15 protein-coding genes are annotated in these 16,689 nt (G+C 58.9%); 14 read left to right on the forward strand and 1 reads right to left on the reverse strand.

Translation table 11 applies throughout. The features are described 5' to 3' along the window. A partial coding sequence (locus ACRXB1_RS04230) for a LysR family transcriptional regulator (RefSeq protein ID WP_449491202.1) occupies positions 1-209 on the reverse strand: 209 nt, incomplete at its 3' end. A 147-nt stretch (positions 210-356) separates the two neighbouring features. Between ACRXB1_RS04230 and ACRXB1_RS04235 the strand changes: the two genes are divergently transcribed. The 14 genes from ACRXB1_RS04235 to rsmG all read left to right on the forward strand — a co-directional run bounded on the left by ACRXB1_RS04235 (position 357) and on the right by rsmG (position 16,679). Further along, positions 357-2,033 (forward strand): GMC family oxidoreductase, encoded by a 1,677-nt coding sequence (locus tag ACRXB1_RS04235; RefSeq protein ID WP_449491203.1) that lies wholly within the window; start codon positions 357-359, stop codon positions 2,031-2,033. Positions 2,034-2,378: 345 nt separating this feature from the next. Further along, on the forward strand, positions 2,379-3,158 hold the full coding sequence (locus ACRXB1_RS04240; protein WP_056356314.1) for an ABC transporter ATP-binding protein: 780 nt from the start codon (positions 2,379-2,381) through the stop codon (positions 3,156-3,158). After that, positions 3,155-3,916 (forward strand): ABC transporter ATP-binding protein, encoded by a 762-nt coding sequence (locus ACRXB1_RS04245; protein WP_174362853.1) that lies wholly within the window; start codon positions 3,155-3,157, stop codon positions 3,914-3,916. Before ACRXB1_RS04240 ends, ACRXB1_RS04245 begins: the two co-directional genes overlap by 4 nt. A 52-nt stretch (positions 3,917-3,968) precedes the next feature. After that, on the forward strand, positions 3,969-5,192 hold the full coding sequence (locus ACRXB1_RS04250) for an ABC transporter substrate-binding protein (protein ID WP_062168460.1): 1,224 nt from the start codon (positions 3,969-3,971) through the stop codon (positions 5,190-5,192). Between the two features lie 114 nt (positions 5,193-5,306). Then, entirely contained in the window at positions 5,307-6,191 is an 885-nt protein-coding gene (locus ACRXB1_RS04255; protein WP_062170305.1) for a branched-chain amino acid ABC transporter permease, read from the forward strand. Continuing rightward, entirely contained in the window at positions 6,191-7,162 is a 972-nt protein-coding gene (locus ACRXB1_RS04260; RefSeq protein WP_449491213.1) for a branched-chain amino acid ABC transporter permease, read from the forward strand. Before ACRXB1_RS04255 ends, ACRXB1_RS04260 begins: the two co-directional genes overlap by 1 nt. Before the next feature lie 240 nt (positions 7,163-7,402). Beyond that, the gene (locus ACRXB1_RS04265) at positions 7,403-7,750 is read left to right on the forward strand and encodes a hypothetical protein (RefSeq protein ID WP_449491204.1); all 348 of its coding nucleotides are present in this window, start codon (positions 7,403-7,405) and stop codon (positions 7,748-7,750) included. Next, complete coding sequence (locus ACRXB1_RS04270) at positions 7,686-8,852, forward strand: ABC transporter substrate-binding protein (protein ID WP_062168457.1); 1,167 nt, start codon at positions 7,686-7,688, stop codon at positions 8,850-8,852. Before ACRXB1_RS04265 ends, ACRXB1_RS04270 begins: the two co-directional genes overlap by 65 nt. A 166-nt stretch (positions 8,853-9,018) precedes the next feature. Beyond that, positions 9,019-10,182: an ABC transporter substrate-binding protein gene (locus tag ACRXB1_RS04275; protein ID WP_449491205.1), complete on the forward strand. Its 1,164-nt coding sequence runs from the start codon at positions 9,019-9,021 to the stop codon at positions 10,180-10,182. A gap of 110 nt (positions 10,183-10,292) precedes the next feature. Further along, entirely contained in the window at positions 10,293-11,348 is a 1,056-nt protein-coding gene (locus ACRXB1_RS04280) for a branched-chain amino acid ABC transporter permease (protein ID WP_075359114.1), read from the forward strand. A gap of 4 nt (positions 11,349-11,352) precedes the next feature. Continuing rightward, positions 11,353-13,137, forward strand: coding sequence for a branched-chain amino acid ABC transporter ATP-binding protein/permease (locus tag ACRXB1_RS04285; protein ID WP_449491206.1), 1,785 nt, complete (start codon positions 11,353-11,355; stop codon positions 13,135-13,137). After that, on the forward strand, positions 13,137-13,883 hold the full coding sequence (locus ACRXB1_RS04290) for an ABC transporter ATP-binding protein (protein WP_075359116.1): 747 nt from the start codon (positions 13,137-13,139) through the stop codon (positions 13,881-13,883). Before ACRXB1_RS04285 ends, ACRXB1_RS04290 begins: the two co-directional genes overlap by 1 nt. Positions 13,884-14,034: 151 nt before the next feature. Next, positions 14,035-15,999, forward strand: a complete 1,965-nt coding sequence (gene mnmG, locus ACRXB1_RS04295; RefSeq protein WP_449491207.1) for a tRNA uridine-5-carboxymethylaminomethyl(34) synthesis enzyme MnmG — start codon at positions 14,035-14,037, stop codon at positions 15,997-15,999. Beyond that, the gene (gene rsmG, locus ACRXB1_RS04300) at positions 15,999-16,679 is read left to right on the forward strand and encodes a 16S rRNA (guanine(527)-N(7))-methyltransferase RsmG (RefSeq protein ID WP_449491214.1); all 681 of its coding nucleotides are present in this window, start codon (positions 15,999-16,001) and stop codon (positions 16,677-16,679) included. Before mnmG ends, rsmG begins: the two co-directional genes overlap by 1 nt. The last annotated feature ends 10 nt before the right edge of the window (positions 16,680-16,689 follow it).

Genomic DNA, 16,689 nt, shown 5'->3' on the forward strand with positions numbered 1-16,689 from the left:
TGCTGTTCGTGCGGACGTCGCACGGCTTGATCATCACGCGCGACGGCGAAGCGCTGCTGCCGCACGAACAGCGTCACGCCCAGCGCTTCCTGCAGATTCTTGATCTGCAGGCTGACGGCGGGTTGCGATACATGCAGTTGTACGGCTGCTCGCGTGAGATTCCCCTCACGGGCGACGGTCACAAAGGCGCGAAGAAGAGTCAGGTCCATATCCTGATATTAGCGCGGCTTATAAAGCTATTGAAGATATCTGATTGGATTGCTGCACTGCGAGCGCAGTAGGGTGTGGAGAATTAACGCTTAAAAATACTTCGAATCAGATCGGCGGCCCACGGGCGAGCCGCGCAGGAGACGCAGATGAAACAGGACGCACGCAAGCTCGAAGGCGAATTCGACTACATCATTGTGGGCGCGGGGACGGCAGGGTGCGTGCTCGCCAACCGTCTGACCGAAGACGCGGACGTGAGCGTCCTTCTGCTCGAAGCCGGCGGCCGGGACAACTATCACTGGATTCACGTGCCGGTCGGCTATTTATATTGCATCGGCAATCCGCGTACGGACTGGCTTTATAAGACGCAGGCGGAAGCCGGACTCGATGGCCGCTCGCTCTCCTATCCGCGCGGCCGCGTGCTGGGCGGATGCTCATCGATCAACGGCATGATCTACATGCGTGGCCAGCGCGAAGATTACGACGACTGGGCGGCCGTTACCGGCGACCGCGACTGGTCCTGGGATTCGGTGCTGCCCGTCTTCAAGCGCAGCGAAGACCATCACGGTGGCGCCAACCAGTGGCACGGAACGGGCGGCGAATGGCGCGTTGAAAAGCAGCGGCTCAAGTGGAAGGTGCTGGAAACCTTTGCGCAAGCGGCGCAGCAAACGGGCCTTCCCGCCACCGATGACTTCAACCGCGGCGACAACACGGGCGTAGGCTACTTCGATGTCAACCAGCGCAGCGGGATTCGCTGGAATGCATCGAAGGCATTCTTGCGACCCGCTATGAAGCGCTCCAATCTCACCATCATCACGGGCGCGCATACCCAGCGCCTCGTGATGGAGGGCAAGCGCTGCGTCGGCGTGGAATATCGCGGCGGCGACACGGACTATCTTGCGAAGGCGCGTTGCGAAGTGATTGTCAGCGCGGGCGCGGTGAACTCGCCGCAATTGCTGGAGCTGTCGGGCATTGGCAATGGCGCACGGCTGCAGAAACTGGGTATCGATGTGATCCAGGATCTGCGCGGCGTCGGCGAGAATCTGCAGGATCATCTGCAGCTTAGGATGGCTTATAAAGTTAGCGGCGTACGCACCCTGAATACGCTTTCAGCGAAATGGTGGGGCAAGGCGTGGATCGGGTTGCAATACGCGGTCATGCGCAGCGGGCCAATGTCCATGGCGCCGTCCCAGCTCGGTGCGTTCGCCAAATCCAATCCCGACGATGCAACCATCACCCGGCCCGACGTGGAGTATCACGTGCAGCCTTTGTCGCTGGACCGGTTTGGCGAGCCATTGCATGCGTTCAACGCGTTCACGGCTTCGGTGTGTCCACTGCGGCCGACATCGCGGGGAAGCGTTCACATTGCTTCGCCGGATGCGAAGGTCGCGCCGTTGATCGCGCCCAATTATTTATCGACGGATCGTGATCGCGAGGTTGCAGTCAACGCCTTGAAGCTGACGCGGCGCATCGCGGCCGCGCCCGCGCTCGCCAGGTACTCGCCCGAAGAGATCCTCCCCGGCGCGGCGTTCCAGACCGATGCCGAGCTGGCCGTGGCCGCGGGAAAGATCGGCACGACGATTTTCCATCCGGTCGGGACGTGCCGCATGGGAACCGATAACGATCCGGCCGCCGTCGTCGACAGCCGCCTGCGTGTCATTGGCGTCGAAGGCCTGCGCGTAGTCGATGCTTCCGTCATGCCGACCATTACATCGGGCAATACCAACTCGCCAACGCTGATGATCGCTGAAAGGGCCAGCGAGATGATTCGCGCGGACCGCAGGTTCCTGGGCTCGCAGGTTCGCACGCTGGTATCGGGTGCCTGAATATGACCCGGATATGTTCAGTAACGCGCATTGTTTGAACGATTAAGCGGCCCGGCTGAAAAACAAAGCGCCTGACTAAGTGCAAATCCCGATGATTGCGCTGCATCATTGGCGCGACAATACATCAGACGTCCCTGATGTGCCGCAGGTCTGCACGAGCGTTGTGCGGCACGCAAAAAACGCAGCAAGCACGAGTTAGCACAACGCCAGCACCGCAACACAAGTCCCGGGCACAAGCACCGTACGAACGAAAGCGAGCACCGATGGCATGCGCCAAAAGCGCGCCCTGTTGAGGCTGAAAACAAAGGCCGGGCTTTAAGGCTCAAACCAAGCATGGAAGGGGACATGATTCTCGGCGACACGATTCTGGAAACCCGCGGCCTGACAAAAGAATTCAAAGGCTTCACCGCCGTGAACGATGTGAACCTGCGTGTGCGCCGGGGTTCGATCCATGCATTGATCGGTCCCAACGGCGCCGGCAAGACCACTTGCTTCAACCTGCTTACCAAGTTCCTCGAACCGACTGCGGGACAGATTGTTTTCAACGGAGCCGATATCACGCGCGAACGTCCGGCGCAGATTGCGCGTCGCGGCGTGATCCGGTCATTTCAGATTTCTGCTGTATTCCCGCATCTGACGGTCATGCAGAACGTGCGTATTGGCTTGCAGCGATCGCTCGGCACATCGTTCAAGTTCTGGAAAAGCGAGCGCGTGCTCAACGAACTCAACGACCGTGCCATGGATCTGCTCACGCAAGTCGGCCTGACCGATTTCGCCGATACCACCACGGTCGAACTTTCATACGGCCGCAAGCGCGCGCTCGAAATCGCCACCACATTGTCGATGGAACCCGAACTCATGCTGCTCGATGAACCCACGCAAGGCATGGGACATGAAGACGTGGACCGCGTGACAGCGCTGATCAAGAAAGTGTCGGTGGGACGCACCATTCTCATGGTCGAGCACAACATGAACGTGATCGCCGGGATCTCGGACACCATCACCGTCCTGCAACGCGGGGAAGTATTGGCCGAGGGCAGCTACGCGGAGGTATCGAAGAACGCGCTCGTGATGGAAGCCTATATGGGCAGCGCCGACGCCGCCCTTGCCGGAGCGCACGCATGAGCACGATCGTGGAAGAACGCCGCGCACAACAATCGCGCGATGCATCGGCGGGTGAGCCTGCGCTCGAACTTGTCGGCGCGCAAGCGTGGTACGGCGAGTCGCATATCCTGCACGGCGTGGATCTGAAGGTGAGCCGCGGCGAAGTGGTCACGCTGCTCGGGCGCAATGGCGCGGGCCGCACGACCACGATGCGCGCGATCATGGGCCTGACCGGACGGCGCACGGGCTCGATCCGTATCGGCGGACACGAGACGGTCGGCATGTCGACACACAAGATCGCGCATTACGGCGTGGGTTATTGCCCGGAAGAACGCGGCATCTTCTCGAGCTTGTCGTGCGAGGAAAACCTGATGCTTCCGCCGGTAGTCGGGAATCCGAAGGAAGCCATGTCCATCGATGAAATCTATTCGATGTTTCCCAATCTCAAGGAGCGTCGCCATAGCCAGGGGACGCGGCTTTCCGGCGGCGAACAGCAGATGCTGGCCGTTGCGCGCATCTTGCGCACGGGCGCAAACCTGTTGCTGCTCGACGAGATCTCGGAAGGGCTCGCCCCTGTGATCGTGCAGACGCTTGCACGGATGATCCTGATGCTCAAGGCGCGGGGTTACACCATCGTCATGGTCGAACAGAATTTTCGCTTCGCGGCGCCGCTCGCCGATCGCTTCTACGTCATGGAGCACGGGAAGATTGTCGAGCACTTCAATGCCGGGGAACTCGAAACGAAAATGCCGGTGCTGCACGAACTGCTCGGGGTATGACCCGGTTCGGCACGCGGCCAGCAGCAAGAACAACAACTCAACGGAGACTGTAATGAAGAAGAAGACCCTCGCGCGCCTCTCGGGTATCTGCATGGCCGTTGCCGCGGCCACGGCATCGCTGATGGCGGGCAACGTTCAGGCGGCGCCTGGCGATACGGTGAAGATCGGCTACATCACGGACCTTTCGGGTCTTTATGCGGACATCGACGGGCAAGGCGGACTCGAATCGATCCGCATGGCAATCGCCGATTTCGGCGGCAAGGTGAATGGCAAGCCCATCGAACTCGTCTACGCGGATCACCAGAACAAGGCTGACATTGCGGCGTCGCGCGCACGTGAATGGATCGATCGCGATGGTGTGAACGTGATCATCGGCGGAACGAATTCGGCGACGGCCTTGTCGACGAACCAGGTCGCCGGCGAGAAGAAGATCCCGTACATCAACATTGGTGCGGGCGCGGATAACCTCACCAACGAACAATGCACGCCGTACACGGTTCATTACGCGTACGACACCATGGCGCTCGCCAAGGGCACGGGCTCGGCCGTGACGAAGCAGGGCGGCAAGACGTGGTACTTCCTCACGGCGGACTACGCGTTCGGCAAGGCGCTGGAAAAGAACACCTCGGACGTGGTGAAAGCGAACGGCGGCCAAGTGCTGGGCGCGGTGCGTCATCCGCTGTCGGCGTCGGATTTTTCGTCGTTCTTGTTGCAGGCGCAAGCGTCGAAGGCGCAGGTGCTCGGTCTTGCCAACGCCGGTGGCGACACCATCAACTCGATCAAGGCCGCGAAGGAATTCGGCATCACCAAGCAGATGAAGATTGCCGCGCTGCTGATCTTCCTGACCGATATCCACAGCCTTGGCCTCGAAACCACGCAAGGGCTGGTGGCGACGGATAGCTGGTACTGGAACAAGGACGCAACGACGCGCGCCTGGGCGCAACGCTACTTCGCGAAGATGAAGAAGATGCCGACGAGTCTTCATGCCGCGGATTACTCGGCCGTCACGACCTACCTGAAGGCAGTGCAGGCGGCCGGTACGACCGACAGCGACAAGGTCATGGACCAGTTGCACAAGGCGAAGATCAACGACTTCTACACGCAGAACGGCTACATCCGTGCCGACGGCAGCATGATTCACGACATGTACCTGATGGAAGTGAAGAAGCCGTCTGAGTCGAAGGAACCGTGGGATTACTACAAGATCACCGCGACCATTCCGGGTGACCAGGCGTTCGCGACCAAAGCTGAATCGCGCTGCGCTTTGTGGAAATAAGCGGCCGGCAGTGACCGCTTTGCGGATTTGCATCGAAAGCGAATCCGCATGATCGATCGACGCATGTTGTCTTACGGGACCGCATGCGTCGAAACACCTTTGACGGCAGATTCAATGGAAATTTTCGGCATTCCGCTCGCAGCGATGATGAGCCAGTTGCTGCTCGGACTGGTGAACGGTTCTTTCTACGCCATCCTGAGCCTTGGCCTCGCGGTGATCTTCGGCCTGCTCAACGTGATCAACTTTGCGCACGGCGCGTTGTTCATGCTGGGCGCAATGCTCACGTGGATGGGCTTCTCCTATTTCAACGTGCCCTACTGGGCGATGCTCGTGCTCGCGCCCCTGATTGTCGGCGTATTCGGCATTGTGATTGAACGCACGATGCTGCGCTGGCTTTACAAGCTCGACCATCTTTATGGCCTGCTGCTTACGTTTGGCCTGACGCTCGTGATTGAAGGCGTATTTCGTTCGGTGTACGGATCATCAGGGCAGCCCTACGACGTACCTTCGATGCTCGCCGGCGCGACGAATCTCGGCTTCATGTATTTGCCGAACTATCGCGCGTGGGTCGTGGTTGCATCGCTCGTAGTGTGTTTTGCGACCTGGTTCGTCATTGAGAAAACGCGGCTTGGCGCGTATCTTCGTGCAGGCACCGAGAATCCGAAGATGGTCGAGGCATTCGGCATCAACGTGCCTTTGATGGTCACACTCACCTACGGTTTCGGCGTCGCGCTCGCGGCCTTTGCCGGCGTGCTTGCCGCGCCCGTGATCCAGGTCTCGCCGCTGATGGGCCAGTCGATGATCATCACCGTGTTCGCGGTGGTGGTGATCGGCGGCATGGGTTCCATCATGGGCTCGATACTCACCGGCCTCGGCCTCGGCGTGATTGAAGGCCTGACCCGCGTGTTTTATCCGGAAGCGTCCGCGACAGTCGTCTTCGTCATCATGGCGCTGGTGCTGCTCGTGCGCCCGGCGGGACTTTTCGGCAAGGAAAAATGATGTTGAGAAAAGTACTCTACGGCGTATTGCTGGCCGGCCTGATCGCGGCGCCGTTCCTGGGGATCTATCCTGTCTTCATGATGAAGGTACTGTGCTTCGCGTTATTTGCGGCGGCGTTCAATTTGTTGATCGGCTATACGGGGTTGCTGTCGTTTGGCCATGCAATGTTCCTCGCAAGCGCGGGTTATACGGCGGGTTACGCCATCCAGACGCTGGGCTTTACGCCGGAACTCGGCGTGATCGCGGGGACGGCGGTCGCCACGGTCCTTGGGCTGATCGTCGGCTTGTTTGCGATCCGCCGCCAGGGCATCTACTTCGCGATGGTCACGCTCGCCCTCGCGCAGATGGTCTACTTCGTGTTCCTGCAGGCGCCGTTCACGCACGGCGAGGACGGCCTGCAAGGCGTGCCGCGCGGCAAGCTCTTCGGCGCGATCAGTCTCAGTTCCGACCTGACGCTCTACTATGTCGTGCTGCTGGTGATGGTGCTGGCGTTCGGGTTTATCGTGCGGATCGTGCATTCGCCGTTTGGCCAGGTGCTGATTGCGATCAAGGAGAATGAACCACGCGCAATCTCGCTTGGGTACGATACATCGCGCTTCAAACTGCTGGCGTTCGTGTTGTCGGCGGGGCTTGCCGGATTGGCCGGCGCACTGCAAACGCTGGTACTCGGGTTCGAAACCCTGGGCGATGCCTACTGGACCATGTCGGGTCTCGTTGTACTGATGACGCTCGTCGGCGGCATGAGCACGATGTTCGGACCTTTGCTCGGCGCGTTCATTATCGTGGCGCTGGAAAATCGTCTTGGCGATATCGGCACCGGTTTGACACGGCTTACCGGCATCGACTGGTTCAATTCACTTGGCGAGTCAGTGACGATCGTAACGGGGCTTATCTTTATAGCGTGTGTGCTGCTTTTCAGGCGCGGAATCGTCGGCGAGATAATCGCCAAGGTTCGTCCGCTGCGCGGTTAAAGCGTGGACATTGCTTGGGGATCCGAACTAACCCTTAGTTCTATCGCGCTGTTTCTGCCATTAATCCGGGCGCAGATGGACACACGCCCAGTTAAGGTGCTTTTATGCACCACTAGGGTAAATGCTAGGTTGTCGGTATTCGTTGCGCAATCTAATATCCGTTTCAGTTCTGTTGCACCCGAATTTTGAGGTGGAGAACGAGGAGACAACGAGGCATCAAGTGCCCGACCGAAAGCGCTGTTGGATGATTCCAACAGCGCTTTTTATTTGTGCTTCGCGTTTATGCCACTTGAATCCGACTTCAGGCCCATTCGCGGCATTCCCTATTATTTATCGATTTCATTCGGGTTTTCCCGCGCATTTTCTATTGCGTTGGAGGGCATACGTTTGCAGGCCCCGAAACCTTCAAATCCCTTGCCCCATACGGCCTCAGTCCGCTACACTCGCATTCACCGACCGCGTGGTCGGGATATAAAAACCGTAAAATCGCGGGCAGTGAACAAACACATTACGGGGTATATCGATGAAGTTGGTTTTACGCTGGATCACAACGGCATTATTCGCCGCGAGCGCATCCGCAGCTATTAGCACGCAGGCTTTCGCAGACGTAAAAATCGGGGTCACGCTGTCCGCAACTGGTCCGGCTGCATCGCTGGGCATTCCGGAAAAGAACACCATCGCATTACTGCCGAAAGAGATCGCCGGGCAGAAGATGCAGTACATCGTGCTGGACGACGCGACGGATTCCACGCAAGCCGTCAAGAACGCACGCAAGCTGACAAGCGAAGATCACGTCGATGCATTGATCGGTTCTACCGTAGTCCCCAATTCGCTGGCCATGATCGACGTTGCGTCGGAGACCAGCACGCCCATGATTTCCATGGCGGCTGCCGCGACTATCGTGGAACCCATGGATGCAAAGCGCGCATGGGTATTCAAGACGCCGCAGAACGACATCCTGATGGCGACTGCCATTGCCACGCATATGTCGAATCATGGCGTGAAGTCGGTGGCGTTCATCGGTTTCAGCGACGCGTATGGCGAAAGCTGGTTCAAGGAGTTCACGAAGGCCGCCGATCTCGCGAAGATCAAGGTGGTTGCGAACGAACGCTTTGCTCGTAACGATGCATCGGTGACAGGGCAGGTCCTGAAGGCGATGTCGCAGAACCCGGATGCGGTGTTGATCGCGGGCGCGGGTACGCCGGCCGCATTGCCGCAAAAGACGCTGAAGGAGCGCGGCTACAAGGGCAAGATTTATCAGACGCACGGCGTGGCGAACAATGACTTCCTGCGCGTGTGCGGCAAGGATTGCGAGGGTACGTTCCTGCCGGCGGGGCCGTTGCTGGTCGCAGCGCAATTGCCTGATTCGAACCCCGTGAAGAAGTCCGCGCTGACGTACAAGCAGGCCTATGAAGGCGCTTACGGTGCGGGTTCGGTATCGACTTTTGGCGGACATGCATGGGACGCCGGCTTGTTGTTGCAGCGGGCTATTCCTATCGCGTTGAAAGCGGGGCAGCCCGGGTCGCAAGCCTTCCGCGAAGCGTTGCGCGCAGCAATCGAGAGCACGAAGGATCTGGCCGGATCGCACGGTATCTTCAACATGAGCGCAGCCGATCACTCGGGACTCGATCAACGCGCACGCGTGATGGTCGAGATCGTCGGTGGTCAGTGGAAGCTCGTCAAAGACTGACGGCAGCCGACACGACCATAAGAACCGATCAAAGGCGCGTTGCTTCGAACGCGCCTTTTTTTGTGGATTGAGCGGCGATAAGTAAACGATCGCTCAACGAATACTTATAACAACTCGCCTGAACGCACGCGGCGTGCGCGAGGGCATAGCGTCTGGAGACGATGCAATGAAAATGATCAAAGGGCAGCTCACGAGCGCGGCGCTCGGTGTTGCGTTGGTGTTAGCTGCGAGCGCGGCGGTCGCGCAGGTGAAGATCGGCGTGACGTTATCGGCCACGGGTCCGGCGGCATCGCTTGGGATTCCCGAGAAAAATACCGTTGCGTTGTGGCCGAAGGAAATCGGCGGCAAGACGGTGGAGTACATCGTGCTCGATGACGGATCGGACACCAGCCGCGCCGTGCAGAACACGCGCAAGCTGATCGATGAAGATCATGTCGATGCCATCGTCGGTTCCACGGTCACGCCGAACTCGCTCGCCATGCTCGATCCCGCGAGCCAGAGCAAGACGCCGATGATCTCCATGGCGGCATCGGCGGCGATCATCTCGCCGATGGACCCAAAGCGCGCGTGGGCATTCAAGACGCCGCAAAACGACAGCCTCATGGCCGATGCCATCGCCGACTACATGGAAAAGCACGGCGTGAAGACGGTCGGTTTTATCGGCTTCGCGGATGCGTATGGCGAAGGCTGGTATAGCGTGTTCAACACGGCGGCCGCCGCGCATAAATTGAAAATCGTCGCGAACGAGCGCTTCGCCCGTGCTGATACATCGGTCACCGGCCAGGTGCTCAAGACGCTCAGCGCGAATCCCGATGCGATCCTGATTGCGGGCGCGGGAACGCCGGCGGCATTGCCTGCGAAGGCGCTGAAGGAGCGCGGCTACAAGGGCAAGGTTTATCAGACGCATGGCGTGGCGAACAACGATTTCCTGCGCGTGTGCGGCAAGGATTGCGACGGCGAATTGCTGCCCGCCGGACCCATCCTCGTGGCGGATCAATTGCCTGACAGCAACCCGGTCAAGAAGTCCGCGCTGGCGTACAAGGCGGCTTACGAGAAAGCCTATGGCGTGGGTTCGGTATCGACGTTCGGTGGTCATTCATGGGACGCTGGCCAGATGCTGCAACGGGCCATTGGCGAAGCGCTCAAGACCGCTCAGCCTGGCACAGAGGCGTTCCGCGTGGCCTTGCGCAACGCGCTCGAGAACCTCAAGGACTTGCCGCTCGCACACGGCGTGATGAACACCACGCCCGCCGATCACAACGGCCTCGACAATCGTGCACGCGTGATGGTGCAGATCGTCGATGGCAAGTGGAAAGTGCAGAACGACTGACGTCATCGTGAGCTTGCACACCGGCAATTTGGTGCGTTAGCGTTCCGGAGTTTTTATGCTTCTATGGGCCGGCCGGCGGCCCGATTTAAGAATGTTCTCAAAGAGGAAGTATGGACTTATCGATTGCGGCGATCCTCGCGCAAGACGGCATCACCACCGGCGCGATCTACGCATTGCTCGCGCTCGCGCTGGTCCTGGTGTTTTCGGTGACGCGTGTCATCTTCATCCCGCAGGGCGAGTTCGTGGCATACGGCGCGTTGACGCTCGCGGCGCTGCAAACGCAGAAGCTGCCGGCCACCTGCTGGCTGCTTATTGCGATGGGCGTGGGGTGCTTTGTCGCGGAGCTTGCAGGCATTGCGCGGCATCCCTCGCGGCACAGGCAGATCGCGCGCACGCTGGCGATTCTCGCGGGCAAGTACCTGCTATTTCCCATTGCTGTTTATGCGCTTACGCGAAGCGTCGCCGCGCAGCCGTTGCCGATGATCGCGCAAATCGCATTGACCTTGCTGATCGTGATTCCGATGGGACCGTTTGTGTATCGACTGGCCTATGAGCCGATCGCGGAAGCCAGCACGTTGTTGCTGTTGATCGTGGCGGTCGCGGTGCATTTTGCGATGGTCGGCCTGGGTCTTGTCATGTTCGGCGCGGAAGGCTCTCGCACAACGGCTTTCTCCGATGCCACCTTCAACCTCGGCAGCGTTTCCATCTCCGGGCAGAGCATCTGGGTGGTGGGCACGGCGGTCGTGTTGATCGCCGCGCTGTATTTTTACTTCGATAAAACCATCTCCGGCAAAGCCTTGCGCGCAACCTCCGTGAACCGGCTTGGCGCCCGCCTGGTGGGCATCGGTACGACGCAGGCTGGAAGGCTTGCCTTCACGCTCGCGGCCGGCTTGGGGGCGCTCTGCGGCATCCTCGTGGCGCCGATCACGACCATCTATTACGACTCGGGGTTTCTTATCGGCTTGAAGGGATTCGTGGGCGCGATCGTGGGCGGACTGGTGAGTTATCCGCTCGCCGCGGCCGGGTCGCTGCTGGTCGGATTGCTGGAATCGTATTCGTCGTTCTGGGCAAGTGCTTATAAAGAGGTGATCGTGTTCACGCTGATCATTCCGGTGCTGTTGTGGCGGAGTCTCGCAAGCCCGCATTCGGATGAAGAAGAGGAGTGACGCGATGAAATTCCTGATGCAGAAGAAAGTGTTCGTCGTGTTCCTTGTGCTTGTTTTTGCGTTGCCCGTCCTGCCGCAACCCATCCGCATGCCCGAGTACTGGATCACATTGTTGAACTACATCGGCTTGTATTCGATTGTCGCCATCGGGCTCGTGTTGCTGACCGGGATTGGCGGGATGACGAGCTTCGGGCAGGCGGCGTTTGTCGGCGTGGGCGCGTACTCGACGGCTTATCTCACCACGCAGTTCGGCGTCTCGCCGTGGCTTGCGTTGATTGTCGGCGTGGTGCTGACGGCGTTGATCGCGTTGCTGCTCGGCATGGTGACCATGCGGCTGTCCGGGCACTTCCTGCCGCTTGGAACCATCGCGTGGGGCTTGTCGCTGTTCTTCCTGTTCGGGAACCTGGAGTTTCTCGGCAAGTACGACGGCATCAACGGTATTCCAATACTTAACCTTTTCGGCTGGCATCTCGAATCGGGGCGGTCAATCTACTACCTGATCTGGGTCGTGGTGCTGCTGGCGGTCATATCGGTCCAGAACCTGCTCAACAGCCGTCCTGGACGCGCGATTCGCGCATTGCGCGGCGGTGGCACGATGGCCGAAGCCATGGGCGTGAACACCGCGTGGATGCGCGTGGTGATCTTCGTCTACGCAGCCGTGCTCGCAGCCATTTCGGGCTTTCTGTACGCGCATTTGCAGCGTGCGGTGAACCCGACGCCGTTCGGCTTGAACCACGGTATCGAATTCCTTTTCATGGCGGTGGTAGGCGGTGTATCGCATGTCTGGGGTGCGGTTCTGGGCGCGACTATCCTCACCGTCCTGCAAGATTATTTGCAGACGCTGTTGCCCAAGCTGCTCGGATCGAATGGAAACTTCGAGATCATCGTTTTCGGTGTGTTGATGGTCTTGCTGCTTCAATACGCGCGCCAGGGTGTCTGGCCGTTTGTGGCTCGGCTGTTTCCCAGCGGCCCGCGTGCGCGCGTTGCCGATCATGCCGATGCGTTGCCGCAACGCGCGAGGCCGGTCGCGGGCGAACCGCTGCTAGTGGTCGATAAAGCCCGCAAGCAGTTCGGCGGTCTCGTTGCAGTCAACGATGTCAGTTTTCAGGTGAAGGCGGGCGAAATCATCGGCCTGATCGGTCCGAACGGCGCAGGGAAATCGACGACGTTCAACCTTGTGACCGGTGTATTGCAGGCTACGAGCGGATCGATCACGTTCCAGGGCGAGCGCATCGATACGCTGAGCTCACGTGAAATCGTCAAACGGGGAATCGGACGGACGTTCCAACATGTGAGATTGCTATCGGGCATGACGGTGCTGGAGAACGTCGCTATCGGCGCGCATTTGCGCGGCAAGACGGGCGTCTGGCGCAGCGTTGTTCGGCTGAACGCGGCGGAAGAAGCGCGGCTGATGGCCGAAGCGGCGAAGCAAATCAAACGCGTTGGGCTGGAGAAGCATCTCTACGATGAAGCCGGCAGTCTTGCACTCGGACAGCAACGAATCCTCGAAATCGCCCGTGCACTGTGCTGCGATCCGAATTTGCTATTACTCGACGAGCCGGCTGCAGGTTTGCGTTATCAGGAGAAGCAGCAACTCGCTGAACTGTTGCGACGCCTGAAGGGCGAGGGCATGAGCGTACTTCTTGTCGAACACGATATGGATTTCGTCATGAATCTGACGGATCGGCTTGTAGTGATGGAGTTTGGTACAAGGATCGCGGAAGGTCTGCCGCAGGACGTGCAGAAAGATCCAGCGGTATTGGAAGCTTATTTGGGCGGGGTGGATTAATGGCCGATGCAATTCTTCAGGTTGACGGTTTATCCGTCCGTTACGGCAAGGTCGAAGCGTTGCATGATGGGAAGCTGACTGTGGGTGCCGGTCAGATTGTTTCGGTGATCGGACCCAATGGAGCAGGCAAGTCGACATTGCTCAACGCAATCATGGGTGCGTTGCCGTCCACTGGATATGCTAACGGTACGATCCGATACCGCAACGAAGAGGTTTCCACGCTTCCTATCGAAAAGCGTGTTTCACGTGGAATGTGTCTGGTGCCGGAAAAGCGCGAGCTGTTTGCGAGCATGACCGTGGAAGACAACTTGGTGCTGGGGGCGTATCGGAGGAAGCGGGCGGGCGAACGCAATTATCTGGATCAGCTCGAGCATGTGTTCGACCTGTTTCCACGGTTGAAGGAACGGCGCAGGCAGGCGGCAGGTACGTTGTCCGGCGGTGAACGACAAATGCTTGCGGTCGGGCGTGCGCTGATGGGCAAGCCCGACTTGCTCATGCTCGATGAACCCAGTCTCGGCTTGGCGCCATTGATCGTGAAAGAGATCTTCCACATCATCAGTGCGCTTCGTCAGACCGGCGTCGCAACATTGCTCATCGAGCAGAATGCGCGCGCTGCGCTTCAAATTTCGGACTATGGGTATGTGCTCGAAACCGGCGAGTTCGCCATGGAAGGTGCAGCGACCGCATTAGCTCATGATCCGAAAGTTATTGAGACCTATCTGGGTCTTGCCAAAAAGGTTGCGTAGCGATCCTGTCACCTCCAATTAAAGATGGCGTGTTTCACGTGAAACACGCCATTTTTTTGCTTTCACGGCTTGGGGCCGAATCGCGGTAAAAGCTAACCGGTATAATTCTTCGATATCTCTTTCGAAGGTCCGCCACCTCGCGCGGGAACCCATGCTTTATCCAACTGAATTCGATGTGATCGTCGTTGGCGGCGGTCACGCTGGAACCGAAGCGGCGTTGGCCTCGGCCCGTATGGGCGCGAGCACGCTCTTGCTCACTCATAACATCGAAACGCTGGGCCAGATGAGCTGCAATCCGTCGATCGGAGGGATTGGGAAAGGACATCTGGTCAAGGAAATCGACGCGCTAGGTGGCGCGATGGCCGCAGCGACTGACGAGGCGGGCATTCAGTTCCGAATATTGAACTCCTCGAAAGGCCCGGCAGTGCGCGCAACGCGCGCGCAGGCAGACCGTGTTCTGTACAAGCAGGCAATCCGGCATCGGCTCGAGAACCAGCCTAATTTGTGGCTGTTTCAGCAAGCAGTGGAAGACTTGATGGTTGAAGGCGACCGTGTTGTCGGCGCCGTGACGCAGGTTGGCGTGCAATTCCGGGCCAAGGCCGTGGTGCTGACGGCTGGCACTTTCCTCGATGGAAAGATTCACGTGGGCTTGAACAATTACACGGGTGGACGGGCGGGCGATCCGGCTGCAGTAACGCTGTCGGCGCGCTTGAAGGAGTTAAAGCTCCCGCAAGGACGGCTGAAAACGGGTACGCCGCCGCGTATTGATGGCCGCACGATCGATTACTCGAAGCTCGAAGAACAGCCGGGCGATCTCGATCCGATCCCAGTCTTCTCATTTCTCGGTCGCGTTGAACAGCATCCGCGCCAAGTGCCTTGCTGGGTAACGCATACGAACGAACGTACCCACGACATCATCCGTTCTGGTCTTGACCGTTCACCAATGTACACGGGGGTTATCGAAGGCGTCGGGCCGCGGTATTGTCCATCGATCGAAGACAAGATTCATCGGTTTGCGTCGAAAGATTCGCACCAGATCTTCCTCGAGCCCGAAGGTTTAACGACAAACGAGTTTTACCCGAATGGCATCTCGACCAGTTTGCCGTTCGATATCCAACTCGCACTTGTCCGTTCGATGAAAGGCCTTGAACACGCCCACATCCTGCGTCCGGGTTACGCCATTGAATATGATTACTTCGATCCGCGTGGCCTGAAGGCATCGCTGGAGACCAAGGTGATAGGCGGATTGTTCTTCGCAGGACAGATCAACGGTACGACGGGCTACGAAGAAGCGGGCGCGCAGGGCTTGTTGGCGGGGATAAATGCGGCCTTGCAAGTGAGCGGGCGTGAGGCATGGTGCCCGCGCCGGGACGAGGCGTATCTGGGGGTTTTGGTCGACGATCTGGTAACGCAGGGCGTGTCTGAGCCGTATCGGATGTTTACTAGCCGCGCTGAGTATCGCTTGTCGCTGCGGGAAGACAACGCCGACATGCGTCTGACGGAGATTGGCCGAACGCTTGGCGTGGTCGATGACTCCCGTTGGAACGTGTTCAATGCAAAGCGCGACGCTGTTTCACGTGAAACACAACGACTCAAAACTACGTGGGTCACCCCGAAAACGTTGCCTGTCGATGAAGCCACAGCTTTGCTCGGTAAAGCGATCGATCACGAATACAGTCTTGCCGAGTTGCTGCGTCGCCCGGGTGTGACGTACGCCGACGTATGCTCGTTGCGTGGAAACACGTCCGGGCCCGACGCGCCGCTGGCGGAAGATCCGGTACTGCTCAGTCAAATCGAGGAGCAAATCGAGATTGCCGTGAAGTATCAAGGCTATATCGATCGTCAAGCTGGTGAGATCGAACGCAATGGGTCGCATGAAAACACGCGTCTCCCGGAAGGGTTTGACTACGCAGAAGTACGCGGACTCTCGTTCGAGGCGCGCCAAAAGCTGATCCAGCATCGTCCGGAAACGATTGGGCAGGCATCGCGCATCTCGGGCATCACCCCGGCGACAATTTCCCTGCTCATGGTTCATCTGAAGCGCACTTTTGGTCGCCACAATGATTCCACGGGAAACAATCGGGCAGGGCGTGGCGACGCTCGCTCCGTCTCGTGATGAAGCGTGATGCCGGTGAAGCCGGACTGAGCGCGCTGTTGAACGAAGGCATCGAGCAGCTCGCAACCGATGTCACGAAAGTGCAGCGCCAGAAACTGCTCGACTATGTGACGCTGCTCGGTAAATGGAACGCGGTGTACAACCTCACGGCGATCCGCGACCCGCGTCAGATGTTGATCCAGCACATTCTTGATTCACTCGCGATTGTTCCGCACATGGCGGAGTCTGGTATTGCCCGGACAGCGCTGGATGTCGGCTCGGGCGGCGGTTTGCCCGGCATCGTGATGGCGATCGTACTGCCCGATTGGCAAGTCACGCTTAACGACATCGTGCACAAGAAAACGGCATTCCAGTCACAAGCCAAGCTGCAGCTCGGACTGAGCAATCTGTCCGTGGTGACCGGCCGGGTAGAAAGCCTGCGCCCGGGTTTGGAAGTCCCGGGTCTTTTTGACGTAATCGTGTCCCGCGCGTTCGCGGAGCTCTCCGACTTCGTTACACTTGCGCGTCATCTGGTTGCCGACAACGGTCGCATCTGGGCGATGAAAGGCATTCGGCCCGAAGGCGAGATCGAGCGTCTTCCTGCCTATGCCAAAGTCAACCGTATTGAACGCCTGCGCGTGCCCATGCTCGACGCCGAGCGCCACCTGATCGAAATTGAAATCGGAGCGGCCCAACATTGAACACTGCTGT

This window comes from Caballeronia sp. M23-90 (assembly GCF_053574605.1).

Excerpts from the sequence above, each read along its gene's own strand:
- ACRXB1_RS04235 (WP_449491203.1), top strand. The coding sequence starts at position 357 with ATGAAACAGGACGCACGCAAGCTCGAAGGCGAATTCGACTACATCATT.
- ACRXB1_RS04240 (WP_056356314.1), top strand. The coding sequence starts at position 2,379 with ATGATTCTCGGCGACACGATTCTGGAAACCCGCGGCCTGACAAAAGAA.
- ACRXB1_RS04245 (WP_174362853.1), top strand. The coding sequence starts at position 3,155 with ATGAGCACGATCGTGGAAGAACGCCGCGCACAACAATCGCGCGATGCA.
- ACRXB1_RS04250 (WP_062168460.1), top strand. The coding sequence starts at position 3,969 with ATGAAGAAGAAGACCCTCGCGCGCCTCTCGGGTATCTGCATGGCCGTT.
- ACRXB1_RS04255 (WP_062170305.1), top strand. The coding sequence starts at position 5,307 with ATGGAAATTTTCGGCATTCCGCTCGCAGCGATGATGAGCCAGTTGCTG.
- ACRXB1_RS04260 (WP_449491213.1), top strand. The coding sequence starts at position 6,191 with ATGTTGAGAAAAGTACTCTACGGCGTATTGCTGGCCGGCCTGATCGCG.
- ACRXB1_RS04270 (WP_062168457.1), top strand. The coding sequence starts at position 7,686 with ATGAAGTTGGTTTTACGCTGGATCACAACGGCATTATTCGCCGCGAGC.
- ACRXB1_RS04275 (WP_449491205.1), top strand. The coding sequence starts at position 9,019 with ATGAAAATGATCAAAGGGCAGCTCACGAGCGCGGCGCTCGGTGTTGCG.
- ACRXB1_RS04280 (WP_075359114.1), top strand. The coding sequence starts at position 10,293 with ATGGACTTATCGATTGCGGCGATCCTCGCGCAAGACGGCATCACCACC.
- ACRXB1_RS04285 (WP_449491206.1), top strand. The coding sequence starts at position 11,353 with ATGAAATTCCTGATGCAGAAGAAAGTGTTCGTCGTGTTCCTTGTGCTT.
- ACRXB1_RS04290 (WP_075359116.1), top strand. The coding sequence starts at position 13,137 with ATGGCCGATGCAATTCTTCAGGTTGACGGTTTATCCGTCCGTTACGGC.
- mnmG (WP_449491207.1), top strand. The coding sequence starts at position 14,035 with ATGCTTTATCCAACTGAATTCGATGTGATCGTCGTTGGCGGCGGTCAC.
- rsmG (WP_449491214.1), top strand. The coding sequence starts at position 15,999 with ATGAAGCGTGATGCCGGTGAAGCCGGACTGAGCGCGCTGTTGAACGAA.